We start from the raw sequence: 17,659 nt of genomic DNA, 5'->3' as shown, positions 1-17,659 counted from the left end.
TGGTCCGGTGCGCCTCTTCGCCGCGATCGTCCCGCCGCAGCCCGTCCTGGCCCACCTCGAGGGTGCGCTCGACCTCGCGCGCTCGGCGTCCGGGTCATGGGCTGACGACCGCGGCCCGGCGGCCGTGCGCTGGACGCCGGCCGAGGACCGGCACCTGACCGTGGCGTTCTACGGGGAGGTGCCCGAGGGGTCCGCGGACGACCTGGCGGAGATCCTCGCGCTCGTGGCGAGGGACCGTGCGCCGTTCCGGCTGTGGCTGCACGGTGCTGGGGTGTTCGATCGGCGGACCCTGTGGATCGGGTGCGGCGGGGACACGGCCGCGCTCGCCGAGCTGTCCGACGCCGCGTCGGACGCCGGCGGAGACGTCCTCGGCCGTCGCGACCCGCGGGAGAGGTCCCGTGGCCACCTGACCGTCGCGCGGGTGCGCGGCTCGGCCCGGGGGCGCCCCGGGCCTGGCGGAGGCGGGCGGCGTGACGGGGGCAGGGTCGACGGCGGGCGGCGGCTCCCGTCGGTCCGTGCCGGCACGACGGGTCCCGCCACGGACGTCGCGGCGCTCGCGCACGCGCTCGCCGTGTACCGCGGGCCGGACTGGGCCGTGGAGTCGTTCGCGCTCGTCGCGTCCGAGCTCGGAGCCGGCCCGGGAGGGGCGCCGCGGCACCGGACCGTCGCCCGGTTCGATCTCGGTGCTGTGGCAGGATGAACGCCATGCCGCGCAGCCCCGGGGTGAGGGATCACCGATTTACCAGGCCCGCAGGTGGGCCGCGCGGCTGAGCCGCGCACGGGGACGGGCCGAGCGCCACGCTCCGCGACAGCCCACGGCGGGCCGTGCTCCGTCGAACGGCCGTGAGGCCACCCGCACCTGCCCGGAAGGCTCGCATGTCTGACTCAGCCACGCTCTCCCCCCTCGATGCCGACGGCATCTCCGCCGCCGTCGACGCGGCTCTTGCGGCGTTCGCGGCCGCGCGCGACCTCGACGAGCTGAAGGACGCCCGGCTCGCGCACGTGGGGGAGCGAAGCCCGCTCGCGCTCGCCAACCGGGCCATCGGTGGCCTCGCCCCCGCCGACAAGGCCGTCGCGGGCAAGTCGCTCGGGGCCGCGCGCGGTCGCGTCTCGGGCGCCCTCGCCGCACGTCAGAGCGCCCTCGAGGAGGAACGCGACGCCCGGGTCCTCGTCGAGGAGTCGGTCGACGTGACGCTCCCCGTCGACCGCGTCGCGCCTGGTGGCCGGCACCCGCTCGAGCTGGTCCAGGAGCAGATCGGCGACGTGTTCGTGGCGATGGGCTGGGAGATCGCCGAGGGCCCGGAGCTCGAGACCGAGTGGTTCAACTTCGACGCCCTCAACTTCGGCGTCGACCACCCGGCCCGGCAGATGCAGGACACGTTCTTCGTCGCGGACCCCGCCTCGCCGGACGGGTCGGGGTCCGGCCTCGTCCTGCGCACCCACACGTCACCCGTGCAGGCGCGTGCGCTCCTCGAGCGGGACCTGCCCGTGTACGTCGTGTGCCCCGGCCGGACGTTCCGGACGGACGAGCTGGACGCGACGCACACGCCGGTCTTCCACCAGGTGGAGGGTCTCGCGGTCGACAAGGGCCTGACCATGGCCCACCTCAAGGGCACGCTCGACCACTTCGCGCGCGCCGTCTTCGGCCCCGAGGCGCGGACCCGCCTGCGCCCGTCGTTCTTCCCCTTCACGGAGCCGTCCGCGGAGATGGACCTGTGGTTCCCGCAGAAGAAGGGCGGTCCGGGCTGGATCGAGTGGGGCGGCTGCGGCATGGTCAACCCCAACGTCCTGCGCGCGTGCGGCGTGGATCCCGAGGTCTACAGCGGGTTCGCGTTCGGCATGGGCATCGAGCGCACGGTCATGCTGCGGCACGGGATCGCCGACATGCGAGACATGGTCGAGGGCGACGTCCGCTTCTCGCTCCAGTTCGAAGGGACGATCTGATGCCGCGCATCCCGCTCAGCTGGCTCGCCGAGCACGTCGAGCTCCCCGCGGGGACGACGGCGGCGCAGCTCGCCGCCGACCTCGTCCGTGTGGGCCTCGAGGAGGAGGCGGTGCACCCGGCCGCCGTGTCCGGTCCGCTCGTCGTCGGCCAGGTCGTCGAGCTGACCCCGGAGCCGCAGAAGAACGGCAAGACGATCAACTGGTGCCGGGTGGACGTCGGCGCCCACAACGAGCAGGCCGACGACGGGACGCTGACTCCGCGCGGCATCGTGTGCGGCGCGCACAACTTCGGCGTCGGCGACCGGGTCGTCGTGGCGCTGCCGGGCGCCGTCCTGCCCGGACCGTTCCCCATCGCGTCGCGCAAGACGTACGGGCACGTGTCCGACGGGATGATCTGCTCGGCCCGCGAGCTCGGCCTCGGTGACGACCACGACGGCATCATCGTGATCTCCCGGCTCGGCCTGGACGCCGAGCCGGGGGCCGATGCGCGCGAGCTCCTGGGACTGGGCGACGAGGTCCTCGAGATCAACGTGACGCCCGACCGTGGGTACTGCTTCGCGATGCGCGGGGTCGCCCGCGAGTACGGGCACGCCACGGGTGCGGCGTTCGCCGACCACGGCGTCGCCACGCCGGCCGACACGGCCCCGGCGACGGGCGGCTTCAGGGTCGAGATCGCCGACGACGCGCCGATCAGTGGTCGCGCGGGCTGCGACCGGTTCGTCGCTCAGGTGGTGCGCGGGGTCGACGCGTCCCGTCCGTCGCCCACCTGGATGCAGACCCGCCTGACGCAGGCAGGGATGCGACCGATCTCGCTCGCGGTCGACGTCACGAACTACGTGATGCTGGACCTCGGCCAGCCGTTGCACGCCTACGACCTCGCGGGCGTGTCCGAGCCGATCGTCGTGCGCCGCGCCGTTCCCGCCGACCGGCTCACGACCCTCGACGGCGTGGACCGCGCGCTCCATCCCGAGGACCTCCTGATCACGGACTCTCCCGCAGCGGGTCACGGCACCAGGGTCCTGGGCCTCGCCGGTGTCATGGGTGGCGCTGACAGCGAGGTCGGGTCCGGCACGAGTGACCTGCTCGTCGAGGCCGCGCACTTCGACCCGGTGTCGGTCGCCCGGACGGCTCGGCGCCACAAGCTTCCGAGCGAGGCGGCCAAGCGCTTCGAGCGGGGTGTCGACCCGGCCCTGCCGCGCGTGGCCGTCCGGCGCGTCGTGGAGCTGCTCCTCGAGCACGGCGGCGGCACCGCGGACCCCTCGCTCACGGACGTCGACCGGACCGAGCCCGTCCCGGTGGTGCGCCTGTCCCTCGACCTGCCGGCGCGTCTGGTCGGGGTCCCGTACACGCACGACGAGGTGCGGGCGACGCTCGAGGAGATCGGCTGCACGGTCGCGAGCGACTCCGGTGCCGACGTGGTCGAGGTGACGGTCCCGACATGGCGGCCGGACCTGCGCGTCGACGTGGACCTCGTCGAGGAGGTCGCGCGGCTGCGGGGGTACGACGCGATCCCGTCGGTCGTGCCGTCGGCTCCCGCGGGCCGGGGACTCACGGTCGCCCAGCGCGGACGGCGCGCGGTCGCGCGCGCTCTCGCGGACGACGGATTCGTGGAGACGTTGAGCTACCCGTTCGTCGGCACGCACCAGCACGACGAGCTCGCGCTGCCCGCGGACGACGAGCGACGCCGCGCGGTCGTGCTCCTCAACCCGATCTCGGACGAGCAGCCGGAGATGCGCACCCACCTCCTGGTGACGCTCCTGGACACGGCGCGCCGCAACGTCGCCCGGGGCGCGACCGATCTCGCCCTGTTCGAGGTCGGTGCGGTGACGCTGCCGACCGGCCCGCTGGTCGCGCCGATGCTGCCGGGTGCGCGCCGCCCCTCCGACGAGGACCTGGCGCGTCTCGAGGCCGCGGTACCGCCGCAGCCGCGTCGCGTGGCGGGCGTCGTCGCGGGGATGCGTGAGCGCGCGGGGTGGTGGGGCCCGGGTCGACGCGCGGACCACACCGACGCCGTCGGCGCCGCGCTCCGGGTCGCGAGCGTGCTCGGCGTCGAGGTGCGCGTCGTGGCCGACCGGGACCGGGCTCCGTGGCACCCGGGCAGGACCGCTCGGATCGAGCTCGCCGACGGGACCCTCGTCGGGCACGCCGGTGAGCTGCACCCGAAGGTCGTGTCCGCCCTGCGGCTGCCGGCACGCGCCGCGGCCTTCGAGGTCGACCTCGACGTGCTGCTCGGGGCCCACCCGGACGCACCGGTGCAGGCCGTACCGGTCTCGGCGTTCCCGGTCGCCAAGGAGGACCTCGCCCTCGTGGTCGCCCGGACCGTGCCCGCAGCGGAGGTGTTCGAGGCCGTCCGGGTCGGTGCGTCGAGCTCGCCCGCGGGTGACGTCCTCGAGGAGCTGCGGCTCTTCGACGACTACACGAGCGAGGAGCTCGGGTCGGGGCAGCGGTCGCTCGCCTTCTCGCTGCGCCTGCGCGCCGCGGACCGCACCCTCACGGCGCAGGAGACCGCGGCGGTCCGGGAGTCGGCCGTGGCCGAGGCTGGTCGTCGCGTCGGTGCGGTGCTCCGCGGCTCGCAGGACTCGGGCCTGCCCACCGCGTGACGCCGGCCGGACGTCAGGGGAGCAGGACGACCTTGCCGGTGGTGGCCCTCGCCTCGAGCTCACGGTGGGCCTCGGCGGCGTGGGCCAGCGGGTGGCGCGCGCCGATGCGCACCTCGAGCGTGCCGGCCTCGACGGCGGACATGAGGTCGTGGGCGCGGCCGAGCAGCTCGGCGCGGGTCGCCGTGTACGCGCCGATGCTCGGCCGCGTGAGGTAGACCGAGCCTGCGGCGTTGAGGCGCTGGGGGTCGAACGGCGGCACCTGGCCGGACGCGCCGCCGAAGAGCGCGAGACCGCCACGGGGGCGCAGCGACGCGAGGGAGGCGTCGAACGTCGCGCGGCCGACGCCGTCGAAGACGGTGTGGACGCCCTGGCCGTCGGTGAGGCGCCGCACCTCGGCGGGGAGGTCGCGTGCGAGGTCGTCGAGCTGGTCGTACCGGATCACGTGGCTCGCGCCGGCCTGCCGCGACAGGTCGGCCTTCGCGACGGTGGACACGGTCGTCAGGACGCGTGCGCCGCGCGCGACCGCGAGCTGGGTGAGCAGCAGGCCGACGCCTCCTGCCCCTGCGTGGACGAGCACGTCCTGCCCGGGCTCGACCGGGAAGGTCGACGAGGCGAGGTAGTGCGCGGTGATCCCCTGGAGCAGGAGCGCTGCGGCGACGGCGAGGTCGACGGAGTCGGGCACGGGCACGGCCTGGTCGGCGGCGACGAGGACAGTCTCGGCGTAGGAGCCGGTCCGGCTCGTGACCCACGCGACCCGGTCGCCCTCGGCGAGGTCGGTGACCTCGGCGCCGACGGCGACGACGGTCCCGGCGCCCTCGGAGCCGACGACGTGGGGGAAGGGCATGGGGTAGACACCCGCCCGCCGGTAGGTGTCGATGAAGTTCACGCCGGCGGCCGTGAGCCGGACGGCGACCTCGTCAGGCCCGGGACTGGGGTCCGGCAGCTCGACGACGGACAGGACGTCGGGTCCACCGGCGGCGGTGGCCTGGATGGCGCGCATGATCAGCAGCGTCGCCGACGGCGCGTCGCCTCGCAAGGGGACCTGCTCGGTCCGAGGATCGTTCCCGGACGGGTGCCCGGGTGGCCCCGCGCACCGAGGGGCTCTCTGCCCCGCGTGTGCGATGCGCAACCCATGCATCGGTGTGTATATTCATGCACATGACGATCAGGGTCGCGGTCTCCGGCGCCAGCGGCTACGCCGGCGGTGAGATCCTCCGCCTGCTCGCCGGTCACCCGGACGTCGAGATCGGTGCCGTCACCGCCCACTCGTCCGCGGGCGAGCGGCTCGGTGACCATCAGCCGCACCTGCGCTCGCTCGCCGACCGGACGATCGCACCCACGACGGCCGAGACGCTCGCGGGCCACGACGTCGTCGTCCTCGCGCTCCCGCACGGCGCCTCGGCGGCCGTCGCCGCGGAGCTCGGGCCGGACACGCTCGTCCTCGACTGCGCGGCCGACCACCGCCTCGTCGCGGCCCAGGACTGGGCCGCCTTCTACGGTGACAGCCACGCCCACGCGGGTGCCTGGCCGTACGGCATGCCCGAGCTCATGCTCGCCGACGGGGGCCGCCAGCGTGACCTCCTCGCCGGCGTACGGCGCGTCGCGGTGCCGGGCTGCAACGTCACCGCTGTGACGCTCGGCATCCAGCCCGGCGTGGCTGCCGGGCTGGTCTCGGCCGAGGACCTCGTCGCAGTCCTCGCCGTCGGGTACTCGGGCGCGGGCCGCGCGCTGCGTACCCACCTGCTCGCCGCCGAGGGCCTCGGCTCGGCCGCGCCGTACGCGGTCGGCGGCACGCACCGCCACATCCCGGAGATCGAGCAGAACCTGCGCTCAGCGGGGGCCGACCACGTCCGGATCTCCTTCACGCCGGTGCTCGTCCCGATGGCGCGCGGCGTGCTCGCCACCACGACCGCCCGGCTGACGCCCGGTGCCGATGCACGCACGGTCCGCGCGGCCTGGGAGCAGGCGTACGCGGGCGAGCCGTTCGTCGAGCTCCTTCCGCAGGGCCAGTGGCCGACCACGGGCTCCACCGCAGGGGCCAACACCGCCCTCGTCCAGGTGGCCGTCGACGAGCGTGCGGGCAGGGTCGTGACCGTGTGTGCCCTCGACAACCTCGTCAAGGGCACGGCGGGCGCGGCCGTGCAGTCCATGAACCTGGCCCTCGGCCTGCCCGAGACCGCAGGCCTGACGACCGAGGGGGTCGCGCCATGAGCGTCACCGGACCGCAGGGGTTCCGCGCAGCAGGTGTCGCGGCCGGCCTGAAGTCGTCGGGGGCGCCCGACGTCGCCCTCGTGGTGAACGACGGGCCGCAGCTCGTCGCCGCGGGCGTCTTCACCGCCAACCGGGTCCAGGCGGCGCCGGTGCAGTGGTCGCGGGTGGCGCTGGGCGACGGCGTCGCTCGCGCGGTCGTGCTCAACTCCGGCGGCGCGAACGCGTGCACGGGCCCGGAGGGGTTCGCCGACACGCACCGCACCGCGGAGCACGTCGCCGAGGTGCTGGCGTGCTCGTCGGGTGACGTCGTCGTGTGCTCCACGGGCCTCATCGGGGAGCGGCTGCCCATGGACCGGCTGCTCGACGGCGTCGACGACGCCGCCGCTCGCCTGGCCCCCGATGCGGGTGACGACGCGGCGAGGGCGATCATGACCACCGACACGGTCCCCAAGACGGTCCACGTGCAGCGGGACGGGTGGTCCGTGGGCGGGATGGCCAAGGGCGCGGGCATGCTCGCTCCGGGCCTGGCGACCATGCTGTGCGTCCTGACGACGGACGCCGAGGTCGACGCCGGGGTCGCCGACGCGGCGCTGCGGGCCGCGACCCGCACGACGTTCGACCGGGTGGACTCCGACGGGTGCATGTCGACGAACGACACGGTCGTCCTCCTCGCCTCGGGCGCCGCCGGACGGACGGTCGCCGCCGAGGAGCTGGCCGAGGCCCTCACGCAGGCGTGTGCGAGCCTCGCGCGCCAGCTCGTGGCGGACGCCGAGGGCGCGACGCACGACATCGCGGTGACGGTCCGAGGTGCGACCACGCAGGACGCGGCCGTCGCGGTCGCACGTGCGGTCACGCGGTCGAACCTCTTCAAGGCAGCGGTCTTCGGGAACGACCCCAACTGGGGACGGGTGCTCTCGGCGGTGGGCACCGTCCCCGTCGACGTGGCGCCCTTCGAGGCTGACCAGGTCGACGTGTCGATCAACGGGGTCCAGGTGTGCCGCGCCGGCGGCGTGGGCGCGCCACGTGACACCGTGGACCTCGCGGCACACCGCGTGGTCGAGGTCGACGTGGACCTGCACGCCGGCTCGGAGGCCGCGACCGTCTGGACCAACGACCTCACGCACGACTACGTCCACGAGAACAGCGCGTACTCCACATGAGCGAGTCGACCCTGCCCAGCCCCGACGACGACGCCTTCGACACCCGGACCGACCTGCGTCCCGACCAGAAGGCCGAGGTCCTCATCGAGGCGCTGCCCTGGCTCCAGCGCTTCGACGGCGCGCTGTTCGTCGTCAAGTACGGCGGCAACGCCATGATCGACGACGACCTCAAGCGTGCGTTCGCGCAGGACATGGTCTTCCTGCGGCAGGTGGGGCTGCGCCCCGTCGTCGTGCACGGCGGTGGGCCGCAGATCTCCTCGATGCTCGCCCGCCTCGGCATCGAGAGCGAGTTCCGTGGCGGGCTGCGGGTCACGACGCCCGAGAGCATGGACGTCGTCCGCATGGTCCTGACCGGCCAGGTCTCGCGTGAGCTGGTCGGCCTCCTGAACGCCCACGGGCCCTACGCCGTCGGGCTCTCGGGTGAGGACGGCGGGCTGCTCCGCGCGCGGCGGCGCACCGCGACCGTCGACGGCCGGCAGGTCGACGTCGGGCATGTCGGCGACGTCGTCGAGGTCGACCCGCGCGCGGTCCAGGACCTGCTCGACGCGGGCCGCATCCCGGTGGTCTCGACGGTCGCACCGGACATCGAGGACGCGACCCAGGTGCTCAACGTCAACGCGGACACGGCCGCGGCGGCGCTCGCGGTCGCCCTGGGGGCGAGCAAGCTCATCATCCTGACCGACGTCGAGGGGCTGTACACGGACTGGCCCGACCGGTCGTCGCTCGCGCGGCAGATCCGCACGTCGGCGCTCGCGGAGCTCCTGCCCCGGCTGGAGTCCGGCATGGTGCCGAAGATGGAGGCATGCCTGCGGGCGGTGCGCGGCGGTGTGCCCCAGGCCCACGTGGTCGACGGACGCGCCGCGCACTCGGTGCTCATGGAGGTCTTCACGGAACGAGGGGTGGGCACGATGGTCCTTCCGGACGACCTGCGCACGGGTGCGCTGCCCGTGGTGGGCCCGGCCACGGGCGCGCCGGCCGCCGGCGGTGCACGGTGACGGGGCCGCAGGCGCGCGAGGAGGTCGCGGCCGTGACGCACGAGGGCACGTCCGTCGCGTCGACGGCGACCTCGTCCTCGTCCTCGCCCGAGTGGACCGGTTCGGTTCACGAGTGGACGCAGCGGTACGAGCACGCGCTCATGGGCACGTTCGGCACCCCCCGACGCGTCCTGGTGCGCGGTGAGGGCCCGTACGTCTGGGACGCCGACGGCCGCCGCTACCTGGACCTGCTCGGCGGGATCGCGGTCAACGCGCTCGGTCATGCCCACCCGACGCTGACCGCAGCGATCAGCGCGCAGCTCGGGACGCTGGGCCACATCTCGAACTTCTTCGCGAGCCCCACCCAGATCGTGCTCGCCGAGCGGCTCCTGGAGCTGGCCGGCGCGGGCGACGTCCCCGGCTCCCGCGTGTTCTTCACGAGCTCGGGGACGGAGGCGAACGAGGCCGCGTTCAAGATGGCCCGACGCACGGGACGCCCGCGCGTCCTCGCGCTCGAGGGTGCCTTCCACGGCCGGACCATGGGCGCGCTCGCGCTGACCCACAAGGAGGCGTACCGGGCCCCGTTCGAGCCGCTGCCCGGTGGCGTCGAGTTCGTGCCGTTCGGTGACGCGCAGGCGCTCGCGGAGGCGATGGCCGACGACGTCGCGGCGGTCGTCCTGGAGGTCGTGCAGGGTGAGGCGGGCGTGCGTCCGTTGCCCCCGGGCTACCTCGCGCACGCGCGGCGTCTGTGCGACGAGCACGGTGCGCTGCTGGTGCTCGACGAGGTGCAGACGGGCGTCGGCCGTACGGGCGCGTGGTTCGCGCACCAGCACCCGACGCTCGGCGGTGGCGTGCGCCCGGACGTCATGACGCTCGCCAAGGGCCTCGGGGGCGGCTTCCCGATCGGTGCCGTCGTCGCCTACGGCGAGCGGGCGGCGTCGCTGCTCGGCGCCGGGCAGCACGGGACGACGTTCGGGGGCAACCCGGTGGCGGCCGCGGCGGCGCTCGCGACGCTCGGGGTGATCGACCGGGACCGGCTCCTCGACCACGTCCGCACCGTGAGCGATCGCCTGGTCGACGCCCTGCGCGACGTCGGGTCGCCGGTCCGGGAGGTCCGCGCCGCGGGCCTGCTGGTCGCGGTCGAGCTGGACGCGCCCGTCGCGGCGCAGGTCGCGGCCCGCGCTCTGGACGCGGGCTTCATCGTGAACCCGGTCACCCCGACGGCACTGCGCCTGGCACCGCCGCTGGTCGTCACCGCCGGCCAGCTCGCGGGCTTCGTCGACTTCCTGCGCGGCGAGGCGACGGCGCGGCCCGCGGCGCCCGGACCGCAGGGTGCGGCCGCCGACGAGACGACGGAGACCTCCTGATGACCCGGCACTTCTTGCGCGACGACGACCTGACGGCCGAGGAGCAGCGGCACGTGCTGACGCTCGCAGCGCAGATCGCGGGCGACCGGTTCGCGCTGCGCCCGCTCGCCGGGCCGCGGACCGTCGCGGTCCTCTTCGACAAGCCGACCCTGCGCACGCAGGTCTCGTTCACGACGGGCATCGTCGAGCTCGGCGGCTACCCCATGGTCGTCGACGGCAAGCTCGCGCAGATCGGGGTGCGTGAGTCGATCGCCGACACCGCCCGTGTGCTCGGCCGACAGGTCGCGGCCGTCGTCTGGCGCACGTACGAGCAGAGCCGCCTCGAGGAGATGGCCGAGCACGTGGGAGTGCCGGTCGTGAACGCGCTGACCGACCAGTTCCACCCGTGCCAGGTGCTCGCGGACCTGCTGACGATCGCCCAGCACCGCGGCGGCGTCGACGCGCTCCCGGGCACGGTGCTCACGTACCTCGGGGACGGGCGCAACAACATGGCCCACTCGTACCTCCTCGGCGGGGCGCTCGCGGGACTGCACGTGCGGGTGGCCACGCCCGCCGAGCGGCAGCCCGACCCCGACGTGCTCGCGCGTGCCGAGGGACTCGCCCGCGCATCGGGTGGCTCGGTCACGGTGACCGCCGACGCGACCGCTGCCGTGAGCGGCGCCGGTGCCGTGGCGACCGACACGTGGGTCTCCATGGGCGACGACCGCAGCGCGGAGGAGGCGGAGGCGCTCTTCGGGCCCTTCCGGCTCGACGAGCGGCTGCTCGCGCACGCGGCACCGGACGCCGTCGTGCTCCACTGCCTGCCCGCGTACCGCGGCAAGGAGATCACGGCCGAGGTCATCGACGGCCCCCGGTCGGTCGTGTTCGACGAGGCTGAGAACCGCCTGCACGCGCAGAAGGCGCTCCTCGCATGGCTCCTGGAGCAGTCATGAGCCCCGCACGGGAGAGCTCGCGCACTGTCGACGCCCAGCTCGGCGCGCCGGCCGATGCTGCGGAGGGCGCGGCTCGCGCGGGCGGCGCCGCTCCGGGCGTGCGCGACGCGCAGGCCGACGTGGGAGTGCCCACGACGACCGGCGGGGTCCCCGCCACGAAGGCGGCGCGGCACGCGATGATCGCGCGCCTGCTCGCCCGCCAGCCGGTGCGCTCCCAGGGCGACCTCGCGGCGGCGCTCGCGGCCGAGGGGCTCAACGTGACGCAGGCGACGTTGTCCCGTGACCTCGTCGAGCTCCGGGCGGTGCGTATCCGCGCCGCGGACGGCAGCCTGACGTACGCCGTGCCGTCCGAGGGTGGCGACCGGACCCCGCACAGCGCTGGCCTGGACGCCCAGGAGCAGCTCGCCGCGCGCCTGGCGCGGCTGTGCGCCGAGCTCCTGGTGACCGCGGAGTCCTCGGGCAACCTGGTCGTCCTGCGCACGCCGCCGGGCGCCGCGCAGTTCCTCGCCTCGGCGATCGACCACTCGATCCTGCCCATGGTGCTCGGCACGATCGCCGGGGACGACACCGTGCTCGTGATCGCCAAGGAGGTCGACGGCGGCGAGGCCGTCGCACGCCGCTTCCTCGACCTCGCCACCGACGGCGCCTAGACCCCGCGGGAGCAGCCGCGACCGTTCCCGCCCTCGTACACCCCTTGCTCCGCATCGTTCGAGAAAGAAGACCTGAGATGACTGAACGTGTCGTGCTCGCCTACTCCGGGGGCCTGGACACCTCCGTCGGCATCGGCTGGATCGCTGAGGCGACCGGCGCGGAGGTGATCGCGGTGGCCGTCGACGTCGGCCAGGGCGGCGAGGACCTCGAGGTCATCCGCCGTCGCGCGCTCGACTGCGGCGCGGTCGAGGCCTACGTCGCGGACGCCCGTGAGGAGTTCGCGACGGAGTACTGCATGCCCGCGCTCCAGGCGAACGCGCTGTACCTCGACCGGTACCCGCTCGTCTCCGCCCTCTCCCGCCCGGTCATCGTCAAGCACCTGGTGCGGGCGGCGCGCCAGTTCGGGGCGACGACCGTGGCGCACGGGTGCACGGGCAAGGGCAACGACCAGGTGCGTTTCGAGGTGGGCATCACCTCGCTCGCCCCGGACCTGCGCTGCATCGCACCGGTCCGCGACCTGGCACTCACCCGTGACAAGGCGATCGAGTACGCCAACAAGCACGCGCTGCCGATCGAGACGACCAAGCACAACCCGTTCTCGATCGACCAGAACGTGTGGGGCCGGGCCGTCGAGACGGGCTTCCTCGAGGACATCTGGAACGCCCCGACGAAGGACGTGTACACCTACACCGACGACCCGACGTTCCCGCCGGTCGCGGACGAGGTCGTCGTCACGTTCGAGCAGGGCGTGCCCGTCGCCCTCGACGGCGTGCGCGTGACACCGTTGCAGGCGGTCCAGGAGATGAACCGTCGTGCGGGCGCCCAGGGCGTGGGCCGGATCGACATCGTCGAGGACCGGCTCGTCGGCATCAAGTCCCGCGAGGTCTACGAGGCCCCGGGCGCGATGGCCCTCATCGCGGCCCACCAGGAGCTCGAGAACGTCACGGTCGAGCGTGAGCAGGCCCGGTTCAAGCGCGGCGTGGAGCAGCGGTGGACCGAGCTCGTCTACGACGGCATGTGGTTCAGCCCGCTCAAGCGTTCGCTCGACACGTTCATCGCGGACACGCAGCGCTACGTGAGCGGCGAGGTGCGCCTGGTGCTCCACGGCGGCCGTGCGACGGTCACGGGCCGGCGCAGCGAGGCGAGCCTGTACGACTTCAACCTCGCCACGTACGACACCGGTGACGCCTACGACCAGTCGCAGGCCCGGGGCTTCATCGAGATCTACGGCATGACGGCCCGCCTGGCCGCCGCGCGCGACGTGAAGTTCGGCAACGGCGTCGACCTGGGCGTCGGAGAGCTCCCGGTGGCTGATGACTGAGCGGAGCGGACCGGTCGTCGGCGGTGAGCCGCCGGTGCCCGGCGGCGCCCCCGACGAGCGCGTGAGCCTGTGGGGCGGCCGCTTCCGCGGTGGACCGGCTGATGCGCTCGCGGCGCTGTCGGTCAGCACGCACTTCGACTGGCGCCTCGCGGCGCACGACATCGCGGGGTCCGTGGCCCATGCGAGGGTGCTGCACCGTGCCGGGCTCCTCGACGACTCCGAGCTGGAGACGATGACGTCGGCGCTGGCGCGGCTCGACGCCGACGTCGCGGACGGCTCGTTCGTCCCGTCGGCGCAGGACGAGGACGTGCACACGGCGCTCGAGCGGGGGCTCATCGAGCGGGCGGGCCCGGACGTCGGCGGCAAGCTGCGTGCGGGGAGGTCGCGCAACGACCAGATCGCCACGCTCGTGCGCCTGTACCTGCGTGAGGAGGCCCGCCGGGTCTCGGGCCTCGTCCTGGACGTCGTCGACGCCCTGACGGACCAGGCGGCTGCGGCCGGCTCGGCGCCGATGCCTGGGCGCACGCACCTGCAGCACGCTCAGCCGGTCCTGCTCGCGCACCACCTGCTCGCCCACGCCTGGCCGCTGATGCGCGACGTCGACCGCTGGCGGGACTGGGACCGTCGAGCGGCGCGGTCGCCCTACGGCTCGGGCGCCCTCGCGGGCTCCTCGCTCGGGCTCGACCCGGCCGCGGTCGCCCGTGACCTGGGGTTCGACGGGCCCGTGGAGAACTCGATCGACGGGACCGCGTCGCGGGACGTCGTCGCGGAGTTCGCCTTCGTGGCCGCGATGACGGGGATCGACCTGTCTCGGCTCGCCGAGGAGGTCGTGCTGTGGGCGACGAAGGAGTTCGGCTTCGTCCGCCTGGACGACGCGTACTCAACCGGCTCGAGCATCATGCCGCAGAAGAAGAACCCCGACGTCGCCGAGCTCGCGCGAGGCAAGGCGGGCAGGCTGGTCGGCGACCTCACGGGTCTCCTGACGACGCTCAAGGGCCTCCCGCTCGCGTACAACCGTGACCTCCAGGAGGACAAGGAGCCCGTGTTCGACCAGGTCGACACACTGACCGTCCTGCTCCCCGCGTTCGCCGGGATGGTCGCGACCCTGACGTTCGACCTCGAGCGCATGGCGGCCCTCGCGCCGCAGGGTTTCTCGCTCGCGACGGACGTCGCCGAGTGGCTCGTGCGTCAGGGCGTGCCCTTCCGGGTGGCGCACGAGGTCGCGGGCGCGTGCGTCCAGGCCTGTGAGGAACGGGGCATCGAGCTCTGGGACCTGACGGACGAGGACCTCGCGCGGATCTCGCCGCACCTGACGCCGGGCGTGCGCGCGGTCCTGAGCGTCGAGGGATCGCTCGCGTCGCGCGACGCGGTCGGCGGCACGGCGCCCGCACGGGTCGCGGAGCAGCTCGAGGCCGCTCGGGCGTCGGCTGCCGAGCTGCGGCGATGGGTGCTGGGTCGGACCGCTTGACCGTGGGTGCGGTGCCGGCCTGGACGGCGGGACGGGCCTGCACCTGCCAGAATCCGACGCCATGAGCTCACCCGGTCCTCGCGTCCGCGAGCTGGCCGTGCGGGTGCGGTCGTCCGTGCCGCGACTGGGCCCGGTGCGCCTGGTGTGCGTCGACGGCCCGGCCGGCTCCGGCAAGACGACGCTCGCCTCGGCCCTTGCCGCGCATCTCGAGCGGTCAGGCACACGCGTGACGGTCGTGCGGATGGACGACCTGTACGAGGGCTGGACGGGGCTCGAGGGCGTCTGGGGCCGTGTCGAGGACCAGGTGCTGCGCCCGCTGGCCTCAGGTGGTGCGGCGCGCTACCAGCGCTACGACTGGGTGGCCTCCGGGTTCGCGGAGTGGGTCGACGTCCCGCCGCCGGACGTCCTGGTGCTCGAGGGGTGCGGGAGCGCACGCCGTGACGTCGACGGGCGGGCTGCGCTCGTCGTGTGGGTGGAGGCCCCGCCCGACCTGCGCCTCGAGCGGGGGCTGGCTCGGGACGGCGAGTCGTTGCGCGAGGAGTGGCTGCGGTGGCGGGGGCTCGAGGCGGCGCACTTCGAGCGGGAGGCGACCCGGGACCGTGCGGACGTGCACGTCGACGGATCGCTGCCCCTCGATGAGTGACCGCACCGCGCAGCCGTCCGAGGATGCCACGCGCCGGGAGTGGCTCGCGGGTGACGTCCTCGGCGTCGCGCCGACGCTGCTGGGTGCGCTCGTGACGTCACGTCTCGGTGGGGGCGAGGTGACGGTCCGGGTCACGGAGGTCGAGGCCTACGCGGGGGAGTCCGACCCGGGCTCGCACGCGTTCCGGGGGCGTTCGGCCCGGAACGCGGTGATGTTCGGTCCCGCGGGTCACCTGTACGTGTACCGGCACATGGGCCTGCACCACTGCGCGAACGTCGTCACGGGGGTGCCTGGCCGCGCGTCGGCCGTGCTGCTGCGTGCCGGCGAGGTCGTCGCGGGTCGGGACCTCGCCCTGGCCCGACGCGTGCGGCGCGGTGTCGTCCGGTCGGACGTCGACCTCGCGCGCGGGCCGGCTCGCCTCGCCGACGCGCTGGGCCTCGACCTCGCGTCCTACGGGCTCGACCTTCTCGACCCGGCGTCGCCGGTCCGCCTCGCCCCTGGGCGGTCGCCCGGCGCCTGGAGCACCGGCCCTCGCGTCGGGGTGGGCGGCGAGGGCGGCGACGCGACCCGGTTCCCGTGGCGGTTCTGGATCTCCGGCGACACCCACGTGTCCGCCTACCGTGCGGCCCCGCCCCCTGGCAGCCGGCGTCGCCGGTGAGCCGTGGCCCCGGCCGGCTGGGCGGGCGGGCAGACTAGGGCCGGACCGAACGAGAAGGAGCATGTGGTGCACATCCTCGACGAGCTGGCGTGGCGCGGGCTGCTGGCCCAGACCACTGACGAGCGGGCCCTGCGGGAGGCCCTCGACGCCGGGCCCGTGACGCTGTACTGCGGTTTCGACCCGACGGCGCCGAGCCTGCACCACGGGCACCTCGTGCAGCTCGTGGTCCTGCGCCACCTCCAGCTCGCCGGGCACCGCGTGCTCGCGCTGGTCGGGGGCGCCACAGGCCTCATCGGCGACCCGCGGATGTCGGGCGAACGGGTGCTCAACACGAAGGACACCGTTGCCGAGTGGGTCACACGCCTGCAGACCCAGGTGTCCCGCTTCCTCGACTTCGAGGGCGAGAACGCGGCGCGCATGGTGAACAACCTCGAGTGGACGGGGGACCTGACGGCGATCGACTTCCTGCGCGAGGTCGGGAAGCACTACCGCCTCGGGACGATGCTCGCCAAGGACACGGTCGCGCGCCGGCTGGCGAGCGACGAGGGCCTGAGCTTCACGGAGTTCAGCTACCAGATCCTGCAGGGCATGGACTTCCTGGAGCTCTACCGCCGTCATGGCTGCACGCTCCAGACGGGCGGCAACGACCAGTGGGGCAACCTGCTCTCGGGGGTCGAGCTCGTGCGCAAGTCCGACCAGGGCAGCGTCCACGCCCTGACGACCCCGCTGATCACGAAGGCGGACGGGACGAAGTTCGGCAAGTCCGAGGGCGGCGCCATCTGGCTCGCCCCGGACATGATGACGCCCTACGCCTTCTACCAGTTCTGGCTGAACACCGACGACGCCGACGTCGTGCGCTACCTCAAGATCTTCACGTTCCGCACGCGCGAGGAGATCGCCGAGCTCGAGGAGAGCGTGCGTGCGAGGCCTGCCGCCAGGGAGGGGCAGCGAGCTCTGGCGAGGGACGTCACGACGCTCGTGCACGGTGCCGAGGCCACGGACGCCGTCGTCGCCGCGAGCCAGGCGCTCTTCGGCCGCGGGGACCTGGCGTCGCTCGACGTCGACACCCTGGAGGCGGCGTTCGCCGAGCTGCCCCGGACGACCCTCGACCTCGACGCTCCCGAGCTCGTGGACCTGCTCGTGGCGACGGGGCTGGTCGGTGGGCGGTCGGCCGCCCGACGAGCGATCGGCGAGGGCGGCATCTCGATCAACAACGTGCGCGTCGAGTCGGAGGACGCCGTCGTGTCCCCGGGCCAGCTGCTTCACGGTCGCTGGGCGCTCCTGCGGCGGGGCAAGCGCACGCTGGCCGTCGCCGAGTGGCGCCCCTGACGCTCTCGCCGGCGTCGCCCCTGACGCTCTCGCCGGCGTCGCCCCAGGCCCGGAGCGACGGCTCGCGCCTGGGGTGACGCCCGTCACGGCGGCCCAAGTTGACGCTCTCGGCCCGGCCTGCGTACTGTTCTCGACGTCGCCCCGGTGCGGGAGGAACGGACAGCGAGGAACACCTCGCAGGCCGGTCCCGCAGGGCGAAACCCCGGCAAGAGACGATGAGCGCTTCTGGCGCTTCATCGGGTGTGCCGGGACTCCTCGACGAGGTCAGCACGTGCCGCTGGAAGCAGCGGTACGGAGCGCCTCGCGGAGGGGGTAGCATTGAGTGGTTGCCTCCGGACGGGTTGTGATGGCCTGGATGGATGAGCGTCTGTTCCTTGAGAACTCAACAGCGTGCCAAAAGT

General features: G+C 74.0%; 15 protein-coding genes. 14 read left to right on the top strand and 1 reads right to left on the bottom strand.

Going from position 1 to position 17,659, the window contains the following annotated elements:
- The first annotated feature begins 7 nt into the window (after positions 1-7).
- The 3 genes from thpR to pheT all read left to right on the top strand — a co-directional run bounded on the left by thpR (position 8) and on the right by pheT (position 4,544).
- Positions 8-700 carry an RNA 2',3'-cyclic phosphodiesterase gene (thpR, locus tag FZ988_RS14160; protein ID WP_149204688.1) on the top strand — a complete coding sequence of 231 codons (693 nt, stop codon included), beginning with the start codon at positions 8-10 and terminating at the stop codon, positions 698-700.
- Positions 701-876: 176 nt separating this feature from the next.
- Entirely contained in the window at positions 877-1,944 is a 1,068-nt protein-coding gene (gene pheS, locus FZ988_RS14155; RefSeq protein ID WP_149204687.1) for a phenylalanine--tRNA ligase subunit alpha, read from the top strand.
- Positions 1,944-4,544 carry a phenylalanine--tRNA ligase subunit beta gene (pheT, locus tag FZ988_RS14150; RefSeq protein WP_149204686.1) on the top strand — a complete coding sequence of 867 codons (2,601 nt, stop codon included), beginning with the start codon at positions 1,944-1,946 and terminating at the stop codon, positions 4,542-4,544. The genes pheS and pheT overlap by 1 nt, the downstream gene beginning before the upstream one ends.
- 13 nt (positions 4,545-4,557) lie before the next feature.
- Here the strand turns inward: pheT and FZ988_RS14145 are convergent, their stop codons facing one another.
- Positions 4,558-5,544: a quinone oxidoreductase family protein gene (locus FZ988_RS14145; protein ID WP_149204685.1), complete on the bottom strand. Its 987-nt coding sequence runs from the start codon at positions 5,542-5,544 to the stop codon at positions 4,558-4,560.
- 158 nt (positions 5,545-5,702) lie between these two features.
- Between FZ988_RS14145 and argC the strand changes: the two genes are divergently transcribed.
- The 11 genes from argC (at position 5,703) to tyrS (ending at position 17,258) form a co-directional block, all read left to right on the top strand.
- A complete protein-coding gene (gene argC / locus FZ988_RS14140) occupies positions 5,703-6,755 on the top strand; it encodes an N-acetyl-gamma-glutamyl-phosphate reductase (protein WP_223145144.1) in 1,053 nt (350 codons plus the stop codon).
- Complete coding sequence (gene argJ / locus FZ988_RS14135; protein ID WP_149204683.1) at positions 6,752-7,915, top strand: bifunctional glutamate N-acetyltransferase/amino-acid acetyltransferase ArgJ; 1,164 nt, start codon at positions 6,752-6,754, stop codon at positions 7,913-7,915. Before argC ends, argJ begins: the two co-directional genes overlap by 4 nt.
- A complete protein-coding gene (argB, locus tag FZ988_RS14130; RefSeq protein WP_149204682.1) occupies positions 7,912-8,910 on the top strand; it encodes an acetylglutamate kinase in 999 nt (332 codons plus the stop codon). Before argJ ends, argB begins: the two co-directional genes overlap by 4 nt.
- Before the next feature lie 140 nt (positions 8,911-9,050).
- The gene (locus FZ988_RS14125; protein ID WP_246169534.1) at positions 9,051-10,256 is read left to right on the top strand and encodes an acetylornithine transaminase; all 1,206 of its coding nucleotides are present in this window, start codon (positions 9,051-9,053) and stop codon (positions 10,254-10,256) included.
- Entirely contained in the window at positions 10,256-11,188 is a 933-nt protein-coding gene (argF, locus tag FZ988_RS14120; protein WP_149204680.1) for an ornithine carbamoyltransferase, read from the top strand. Before FZ988_RS14125 ends, argF begins: the two co-directional genes overlap by 1 nt.
- Before the next feature lie 176 nt (positions 11,189-11,364).
- Positions 11,365-11,838 (top strand): arginine repressor, encoded by a 474-nt coding sequence (locus tag FZ988_RS14115; protein WP_246169533.1) that lies wholly within the window; start codon positions 11,365-11,367, stop codon positions 11,836-11,838.
- Positions 11,839-11,915: 77 nt separating this feature from the next.
- Positions 11,916-13,160 (top strand): argininosuccinate synthase, encoded by a 1,245-nt coding sequence (locus tag FZ988_RS14110; protein ID WP_149204678.1) that lies wholly within the window; start codon positions 11,916-11,918, stop codon positions 13,158-13,160.
- Positions 13,153-14,628, top strand: a complete 1,476-nt coding sequence (gene argH, locus FZ988_RS14105) for an argininosuccinate lyase (protein ID WP_149204677.1) — start codon at positions 13,153-13,155, stop codon at positions 14,626-14,628. Before FZ988_RS14110 ends, argH begins: the two co-directional genes overlap by 8 nt.
- A gap of 61 nt (positions 14,629-14,689) precedes the next feature.
- A complete protein-coding gene (locus FZ988_RS14100; RefSeq protein ID WP_149204676.1) occupies positions 14,690-15,271 on the top strand; it encodes a uridine kinase family protein in 582 nt (193 codons plus the stop codon).
- Entirely contained in the window at positions 15,264-15,929 is a 666-nt protein-coding gene (locus FZ988_RS14095; RefSeq protein WP_149204675.1) for a DNA-3-methyladenine glycosylase, read from the top strand. The genes FZ988_RS14100 and FZ988_RS14095 overlap by 8 nt, the downstream gene beginning before the upstream one ends.
- A gap of 63 nt (positions 15,930-15,992) precedes the next feature.
- A complete protein-coding gene (gene tyrS, locus FZ988_RS14090; RefSeq protein ID WP_149204674.1) occupies positions 15,993-17,258 on the top strand; it encodes a tyrosine--tRNA ligase in 1,266 nt (421 codons plus the stop codon).
- The last annotated feature ends 401 nt before the right edge of the window (positions 17,259-17,659 follow it).

This window comes from Actinotalea subterranea (genome assembly GCF_008364845.1).
GTDB lineage: Bacteria > Actinomycetota > Actinomycetes > Actinomycetales > Cellulomonadaceae > Actinotalea > Actinotalea subterranea.
Note: the sequence above shows the minus strand (reverse complement) of the source record. Positions and strands in the feature narration are given on the sequence as shown.

Coding starts and splice junctions, on each gene's coding strand:
- pheS (WP_149204687.1), top strand. CDS start 877: ATGTCTGACTCAGCCACGCTCTCCCCCCTCGATGCCGACGGCATCTCC.
- pheT (WP_149204686.1), top strand. CDS start 1,944: ATGCCGCGCATCCCGCTCAGCTGGCTCGCCGAGCACGTCGAGCTCCCC.
- FZ988_RS14145 (WP_149204685.1), bottom strand. CDS start 5,544: ATGCGCGCCATCCAGGCCACCGCCGCCGGTGGACCCGACGTCCTGTCC.
- argC (WP_223145144.1), top strand. CDS start 5,703: ATGACGATCAGGGTCGCGGTCTCCGGCGCCAGCGGCTACGCCGGCGGT.
- argJ (WP_149204683.1), top strand. CDS start 6,752: ATGAGCGTCACCGGACCGCAGGGGTTCCGCGCAGCAGGTGTCGCGGCC.
- argB (WP_149204682.1), top strand. CDS start 7,912: ATGAGCGAGTCGACCCTGCCCAGCCCCGACGACGACGCCTTCGACACC.
- FZ988_RS14125 (WP_246169534.1), top strand. CDS start 9,051: ATGGGCACGTTCGGCACCCCCCGACGCGTCCTGGTGCGCGGTGAGGGC.
- argF (WP_149204680.1), top strand. CDS start 10,256: ATGACCCGGCACTTCTTGCGCGACGACGACCTGACGGCCGAGGAGCAG.
- FZ988_RS14115 (WP_246169533.1), top strand. CDS start 11,365: ATGATCGCGCGCCTGCTCGCCCGCCAGCCGGTGCGCTCCCAGGGCGAC.
- FZ988_RS14110 (WP_149204678.1), top strand. CDS start 11,916: ATGACTGAACGTGTCGTGCTCGCCTACTCCGGGGGCCTGGACACCTCC.
- argH (WP_149204677.1), top strand. CDS start 13,153: ATGACTGAGCGGAGCGGACCGGTCGTCGGCGGTGAGCCGCCGGTGCCC.
- FZ988_RS14100 (WP_149204676.1), top strand. CDS start 14,690: ATGAGCTCACCCGGTCCTCGCGTCCGCGAGCTGGCCGTGCGGGTGCGG.
- FZ988_RS14095 (WP_149204675.1), top strand. CDS start 15,264: ATGAGTGACCGCACCGCGCAGCCGTCCGAGGATGCCACGCGCCGGGAG.